Source organism: Haloferula sp. (assembly GCF_049672945.1).
Lineage (GTDB): Bacteria > Verrucomicrobiota > Verrucomicrobiia > Verrucomicrobiales > Akkermansiaceae > Haloferula.
Map to the genome: position 1 here is coordinate 1 of NZ_JBATWY010000247.1, position 7,129 is coordinate 7,129.

4 protein-coding genes are annotated in these 7,129 nt (G+C 54.8%); 1 reads left to right on the plus strand and 3 read right to left on the minus strand.

Translation table 11 applies throughout. The features are described 5' to 3' along the window. Positions 1 to 209: 209 nt before the first annotated feature. Positions 210 to 851 (minus strand): hypothetical protein, encoded by a 642-nt coding sequence (locus WBG04_RS21565; protein ID WP_424316878.1) that lies wholly within the window; start codon positions 849 to 851, stop codon positions 210 to 212. Beyond that, a complete protein-coding gene (locus WBG04_RS21570) occupies positions 848 to 4,966 on the minus strand; it encodes a chitobiase/beta-hexosaminidase C-terminal domain-containing protein (RefSeq protein WP_424316881.1) in 4,119 nt (1,372 codons plus the stop codon). The genes WBG04_RS21565 and WBG04_RS21570 overlap by 4 nt, the downstream gene beginning before the upstream one ends. Between WBG04_RS21570 and WBG04_RS21575 the strand changes: the two genes are divergently transcribed. Beyond that, the gene (locus tag WBG04_RS21575; protein ID WP_424316883.1) at positions 4,851 to 5,144 is read left to right on the plus strand and encodes a hypothetical protein; all 294 of its coding nucleotides are present in this window, start codon (positions 4,851 to 4,853) and stop codon (positions 5,142 to 5,144) included. The two genes, WBG04_RS21570 and WBG04_RS21575, sit on opposite strands and share 116 nt — an antisense overlap. A gap of 918 nt (positions 5,145 to 6,062) precedes the next feature. Here WBG04_RS21575 and WBG04_RS21580 read toward each other — a convergent pair. After that, a partial coding sequence (locus tag WBG04_RS21580; protein ID WP_424316879.1) for a ShlB/FhaC/HecB family hemolysin secretion/activation protein occupies positions 6,063 to 7,129 on the minus strand: 1,067 nt, incomplete at its 5' end.

Below are 7,129 nucleotides of genomic sequence, written 5' to 3' on the forward strand. Positions count from 1 at the left end.
CGACTCGAACCCAGAGCGATGAAACGAAGACCCAAACCCTTCCAGTTGCTGACCGCCCCCCGCCACGTTTTCAAAGAAATTCCACACAAATCGACCTATCGAAAAGCCGCTTAATCACGTGCCATTCTTGACTGACCCTTAAAACAGACCCTTAAAACACAGCGCCATTCATGACTGACTCCTAAGTTTGGCTGACCCCTAAGTTGCGGCTAATTCGACGTGTCGATTTCCTCCAGTCTAAACGCTTCCTGCCTAATGCCTTTTACAATTTTTCCGTTCTCAGAATCCAGCAAGACATTCCATCTAAAAACTTCACCGTCATGCTTTCTTACCGCCCATCCCCATTTAAAAGGGTCTTTAATCCGGAATTTTAGATCAACTTCTCCTTTCTTATCAAAGTCAATCCGATAAAGCCCCGAGAAGAAGAAGTGGCTGTCGCTTTCCACCAGAAAACATGGTCCTAGTGATGCATTTAATATTCCCCTATCTAGCAAAACCTCCCGCGCGTGGGAAGCGTCCCTCACTCTCACCTCCCCTACCCTAATCCCAATATTTTTCGACCGAAGTAGCCCCGCTTCTGAATCTGCGATGGCTTCATCGAGATCAGGGCGGGCTATCTCGTCAAGATCCTCGATCAGCACTTGAACCAACTCTTGCTTAGACTTTTCTCCGCCATTCGAGATTCCTTGATCGAGGGTTTCCCTTTGAGGAACCCCCAAGGGCGTGCTTTGCTCAGCAGGCGTTTCTTCCGTTGAAGCTGACTCATCTCGATTTTTCAGAAAAACCCACGACGACGTGCTGAAAAACACGGCTAAAACGGCGACAAACAGTTTTCTTATTTTAGCTTTCATGGAGCATCCGGTGCAACCGGAGTTGCCTGAACTTCAACAGCTGATCCCGCCGCTACATTGTTCTTTCTGGCCCTCTTGTTGGGTGAAGTGAATTCCTTTGCAAACCCATCAAACGATGAGTCCTCATATGCCTTATAGTCCGCAGCTCCTGCCTTCGGTGGGATTCCCGGAGTCCCATAGGAAGGATCGTAAAGGTGATTATCAAAAATCGAGATCACGTGAGTATTAAAACTAGATCCAGGCTCCTCGTTACCCTGCGCAGATATTCCACCTATCTCGCGCGCAAAGGTTCCAATCGTATACGGAAACTCAGTTCCGGGATTATCTGGAGGGTCTACAAAATGCCAATTCTTCACCAACAGAATTTTTGCAGGATTGATCGCATCAATTTTTACCATGGTTGCGAAGATTCCTTGTGCTCGCACTGAGTGAGTAAAGAGCCCTGCAAAAGCACCACAACTCCCATCACCTTTATCACTTGCGAGAAGATCGGTCGATGCCGAGCAATCTGGTGTTTCAGATCCATAATAACTCAGCACTTCATCACGAAGTATTCCCATCGTAGGCACTACCCGCGCAACCTTCTGATCAGTAAATTCTTCATAGATCGCATCGACAATCGCATTATTCTGATTCGATGATAACCCATCAGCATTTCGACAGCTGATATTGAACAGGGTCTCCTGGAGAACCTCCGGACGCTGATCTCCGGGAACAGTATTTACCGGATCGGCAAATGTCACGTAGACCGTATGGTAGGTTGACTGAAAAGGTAGCCATGCGTCTCCATCCCGAAGCTTGATGCTCCAGAAGAGGTCGAACTGAGGCCCGGGAGCCTGTGCGCTGTAGAATTTCACGACGTTAGGCAACGTGCCGCTAGCCACTGGAACAGGCAGTTCCCAGACCGATTCAGAGCTGGAAGACTCCTGCATCTCCGTAGCTGGCAAAGCGACAGCTCCCGGAGCCTGAGCCTTTATTTGAGGAACCAAGCCTGATCCCTCAGGAAGCTCGATCTCGATTCTAACCATCAACTTCGGCGAAGAGGCACGAGTATAGGCAACTGGATAGTTGACCTCCCCGACATCCAATGGATCCGAATCGCGATTGAAATTAGTCCAGTGAGGTGCCTTGTAGGTTGTCCCGCCGGGCTTGCTTTCGTCCCCTTTGTCTGACCAAAGCTCCCAGTATTTGTCCCCAGAGAACTCGATCTCTGAAATTGAAACTGGAAGAAGACCAACGAGGACGGTGCTCGGGTGGGTCCCATCGTCCTTGTTTTCCGCAGTGCATGTGATCGTTACAACCAACGGCTCGGTATCAGGCGCACTATACAATGCTTGGTCCTTGATGAGTGCGGGCGAAAATCCCTCCAACCCGAATCCCTCTGGCACTTCGTCGAATTCAGAATCCAGCTGATCAACCGTGTAGCCGTTCGAAAGAGATGGCTGGCCTGCTGCGGAAACAGTCCAACTTACAGGATCGTGGAACTCCTTCCCTTCATCGTGAACGTAGGTTGGATCGGTGTATTTCGGATACTCATCGGTTGCGACCGCGACCACGATTAATCTAGATTGGCCACGAGGAATAACCACTTCTCGGGTTCTCACTTTCGGAACATCCTCATCCAAATCCCCTGTCAATGTCACCCACTCGATCTTCGGACTGTCGGCCGGGTCGAGAGGATCATTCCCTACCGAACCCCCTCCTCCCGGAGGCACATTCCCAACCTCAGCACCGTCGGAATATCCGTCACCATCCGTGTCCCACTTGGTCGGATCGGTTTTGTAGAGACGCTCTTCCGCTGCCGTCAGGCCGTCGTTATCGAAGTCGAAGGTATCTTCGTGCCCGAAAGATAGCCTTGCGAAGGCGCTGGAAGGGATTGGCCCGGTAATCCAAGGAAGCTCAAACACCAACTCGTTATCGTTGCCATGAAAGCCAAAGGGCACAGTGATCCACCCCGTTGGCGCTGTCCAATATTGCACCGTATACCAGACCCCCCGGCATCCAAACCACCTCAGGGTTCCGATATAAACATCAATCGCTGAAAAATAGTCTCCAGCCATCTTTGCTCCGCTTCCCTGAGCTTGCTCCTCCAAGTTTGATATTCCGTCGCTATCCGCATGCCCGTCAGGCCCGTCGACGGTCCCAAGAGCCTTCGACATCACGGGAAAGTCATGATAGACCTCGTAGCCATCCCTCATCCCATCGTCATCCGAATCCGGATTGTAGGGATCCGAGAAAGTGACGTTGAGTTCGGTCGTGGTGGAAAGTCCGTCTCCATCAGGATCATCACCTTCGAATGGATTGATCGTTAGTGAGAACGACGTCGACATCGCGCTGACGCCTGCAGTGTCGTAGACAAGCGCAAAAGCGTGGTGATCTCCTCCCGGCAGATTGGAAACCGCAGTCGTCCAAGGGGCTGAGAAGAGGGTGGCCACCAGGTTTCCATTCAGAAAGTATTCGATCCGGTCAACATTCGCCAATCCCCCTGAACCAGAGTGACCAGGTGTCGCCGTAAAGCTGATTTCACCCGGAGCAACTGCTTCGGTGACCGTTGCCACCAGTGAGACGGATGGCGCTCCTTCATCGACGTGGTTTTCTTCATGCTGGATCGCCAGCTTCGTCGCTCCCCAGACCACCTGCTCGCCGTTGCCGAGTTGGCCAAGATTGTTTCGGCCCCAGACCCAGACTTCGCCAGCGGAATCCAAGGCCATGCTCGATCCGCTTCCCCCAGTCCCTCCCACCGCGACGGCAACGACGCCAGTGAGAGGCACCGGCAGTCCCGTCACAGGATCGACTTCCTCCGACAAGACTTGCACGGCTTTCGTTGCGAGGGTTTGCGAATTGTTACCCAGCTGACCGTAGGCATTCGATCCCCATGCCCAAACATTGCCATCCAGATCAACCGCTGTGGTATGGGCGGCACCGGCCGCGACCTGAACGATGTTCTCCAGCGGAGAATCATCCTCCTTGAGCACCTGAACCGGGTAGAGCGCGGTGTAGCTCAGACTGCTCACGCCATTTCCCAGGCGTCCCTGCCACCCACTGCCTGAGCACCAGACCGTTCCTTGCAGATTCGGGTCGCCGTCCTTCCACCGGACGACGGCGCTATGACTTTCTCCACCGGAGATGCTCCAGGCATCCGTCAGCGGCGTATTTGCTGCCGACAGCATGGGCAAGGCCCGCGTCGGACTGCTCGTATTGCCCGTTCCGAGTTGGCCTTTGCTATTCAGCCCCCAGACCCAAACGCCTCCGGCACCACCGATCGCCTCATTCTCATGGGGTTCACGCGCCAGCCCGAAATCCGGACCCGCGACCACTCGCAGGATTCCCGAGAGCGCGGGAAACAGAGGGTCGTCGCCTCTTTCCACGGGCAGTGCAAAAGACCGGCTCCCATTCGAAGTCCCATCTCCCCGGCGACCATTGTTCCCAAGACCCCACGCAAGGACCTCTCCGGAATCGAGCGCAGCCAACGAAAAATGCTCCCCGGCAGCGATACTGGTGACACCCGACAAGGCGGGCCCCAGCGCACTGTCACGGACAGCCTGAACGGCAACACTGGCATCGCTGGTCGAGCCATTCCTCAGTTGTCCAAATCCCCCGCGACCAAATCCGAAGACCGCGCCATCGGAAGCGATCACCAGACTATGTTCAAAACCGGCGGCAACTCCAATCGCGTCATCGAAATTGCCCATTCCACCGGGAGCAAGCACTCTAACAGGATCTTTTACCGCAACTCCGGAGGTCTGCCCATTGCCAAGACGTCCATTCGCTTGATAGCCCCACGACCAGAGCTTGCCAGCACGACTCAACGAGAGACCATGCTGCTTGCCGAAGGCCACTGCCCCGGTGATCCGGTAATCCTCCTCTGCGACGTCACTAAGCGCGCCACCAGCCCACGCTCTTGCTTTCAGGGTAGCACTATTGGCAAGGCGCACCACGCCCCCTGAACGAATAAGCGGGTCACCTAATTGGGGATCTTCGCCATTGAGCGTGTAGCGGATGCTTGCGGAGGGCGTCGCGCAGGAGATTTGGACATCCAAGGCCGTGGCCGAGTCAACTGCTGAAGGGATGAATACCGGCGTTTCAACGCCGGAAGCTGTCGAGGGAATCACCACCAAAATCATCGCGATCAACGCCCAAAGCAGGCCGGGTGCTGGCCACGTGCTGGCCACGTGCTGGCCACGTGCTGGCCGTGAGGATAAAATGCTGACGACAACTTCGTTTTCATTTGCGTCGAAACAATATCTTCTGATCCGAACCAGCAAGGCGTATCCTGCCTTATCTTACGCATGAATAACTCGATGAGACACATGTCGTTTATCATGAACCCACCCTGCCGATGAACCTTTTTGATGATTGGATGGATTTCCACCGCCGTCTGCTCCAATCGGCTAAATATGGAGAAGGAGTTTTTAACTTCTTCCGCCTCACCCCAAGGCTGTCACCCGTCTACGAGGTAAGCTTCCCACTTCCATCGCCTCCTCTAACACACAACGAACTTCCAAAGTCCGCCTCTCTTTTCCACTCCACAAGCACTTCCCCTCGATCTTCGCTTCGTGATCTTCGTTTCCTTCTGTAAGAACCCGCGCTCTCAATCAACGCGCCGCGTCGCCATGCGGATGGGTAAAAACAAAAAGGCCGAGCTGCACTGCTTCCCCAAGAAGCGCAAACCCGGACCTTTTTTTGTCGGTCAACTAATTCCGCCCCGAAAGGCGATCGTCAATTGGAGCCCCCCGGCTCCAGCTGTTTGATGAACACTACGTTGCCGATTACCTTGGAAAGAACTGGGTCCGATGCGAGTTCAAGCCCCCCGACTTGTTTCGCGATCGTTCCCGTCCGCTGATATTGATCAATGACGGAGCGCAGGTTCCGCTCGCTGCAAAAAGGCCCCCCGACCTTTTGTTTGGCGAACTTTTCGGAACTCAACTCCGCTTCCCCCATCGATCGGGTCAGCTGTCGAAAATTTTTGTCCTCCCGGCGGCAGTTGCCGAAATCGGAAAGGGCGAGGTCACCCCACCCAAGCTGACCGCTCGGACGTTGCGTTCCCCCCAGATCGTTTCCGACCGTGTGGTGAACTTGGGTTGGGGATGAACTCGTCATTACTGAACCAATCGCAGTCCAGATTCCCCGATTTCCAAATTTTGTGTATTTTTTTAAAATCCTGATGATCCGGACTACAATTCCTTAAAGAATCAAGGATATTACGGAACCTCAAAAGGTCAGCGTGATGCCCACATGACTGTGGTTTTCGGGGTTGTCCAGCCGCCAGCCGTGATCCGCCCAGAGATCAAAGTTCTCGGTGAAGCTCATTCGGACACCCAGACCGGTGCTGCTGAAGGACCGCGAAAGGCCGTCTTTATTTTTCAACCAGCCGTAATCCATGAAGCCGAGAAAACGCATTTGGCAGCGATCCCACGGCGACCAGGACGGCGTGTAGGTCTCGAAACTCATATTCCAGCCATTATCGGCGAAAAACTGGCGCTCCGTAAGCCCGCGCACCGTCTTTGCCCCGCCAATCGCGATCTGTTCCGCTGGCAGCAGGTTTGAATCCGACCACTGGCCCTGACCTCGCAGCAGGAGTCGCCAATCGCCACCCGGAGACCACCACCCCACCCCTCCCAGACGGGCAATGTGGTAGTGGGCATCGGCTCGGGGATCGTAGGCTTGGAAGTCCGCATCATCGTTGCCATTCATCAGCCCCCCTGGGGAGGCAATGAAGGAGGCGTTCATCGCGAAAGCTCCATTCTCCCACTGTTTCCCCAGCTCGTAGTCGACCTTGGCCTGCACGAATCGCACCTCACCCGGGGCCACCCGAAACGCGCCAAAGAGCACAAACTGGTCGGTCGCCTTGACCTCCACTCCGGCCGTCAGGCTCTGCCTCCAGCCATTCGGGGCCGGCAGGAGAAAGCGCTGCCCCGCCGCGAGGGACCATGAGTAACCATCGTTCTGGACGACGTTGAATCGTCCGGGCGCGACCGGCGAAAGTGCCAGGCTGGAAACCTCCGCGTATCCCGCATCCAGAATCAGGCTCTGGTGGAGATGGTGAAACGGAATTTCCCAGTGAAGCGCGTGGGCCTTCATCGATGAGATCGGAGCCCCCACGACCGACTGCCACGCCAGAATATGCTCGTTCCTGGTGATCCCCAAGGCTCCAAAGATAACGCGATCCTCTCCCACCTGTTCCGGCCCACTATTCTCGTAACCGACGGTGACCCTCCATGGCTTCGTCTCCTCCATGGCAATCAGAACGTCGGCGGTCGCCGGCTCTTCGCCCGGAG

Excerpts from the sequence above, each read along its gene's own strand:
- WBG04_RS21565 (WP_424316878.1), bottom strand. The coding sequence starts at position 851 with ATGAAAGCTAAAATAAGAAAACTGTTTGTCGCCGTTTTAGCCGTGTTT.
- WBG04_RS21575 (WP_424316883.1), top strand. The coding sequence starts at position 4,851 with ATGCTTGCGGAGGGCGTCGCGCAGGAGATTTGGACATCCAAGGCCGTG.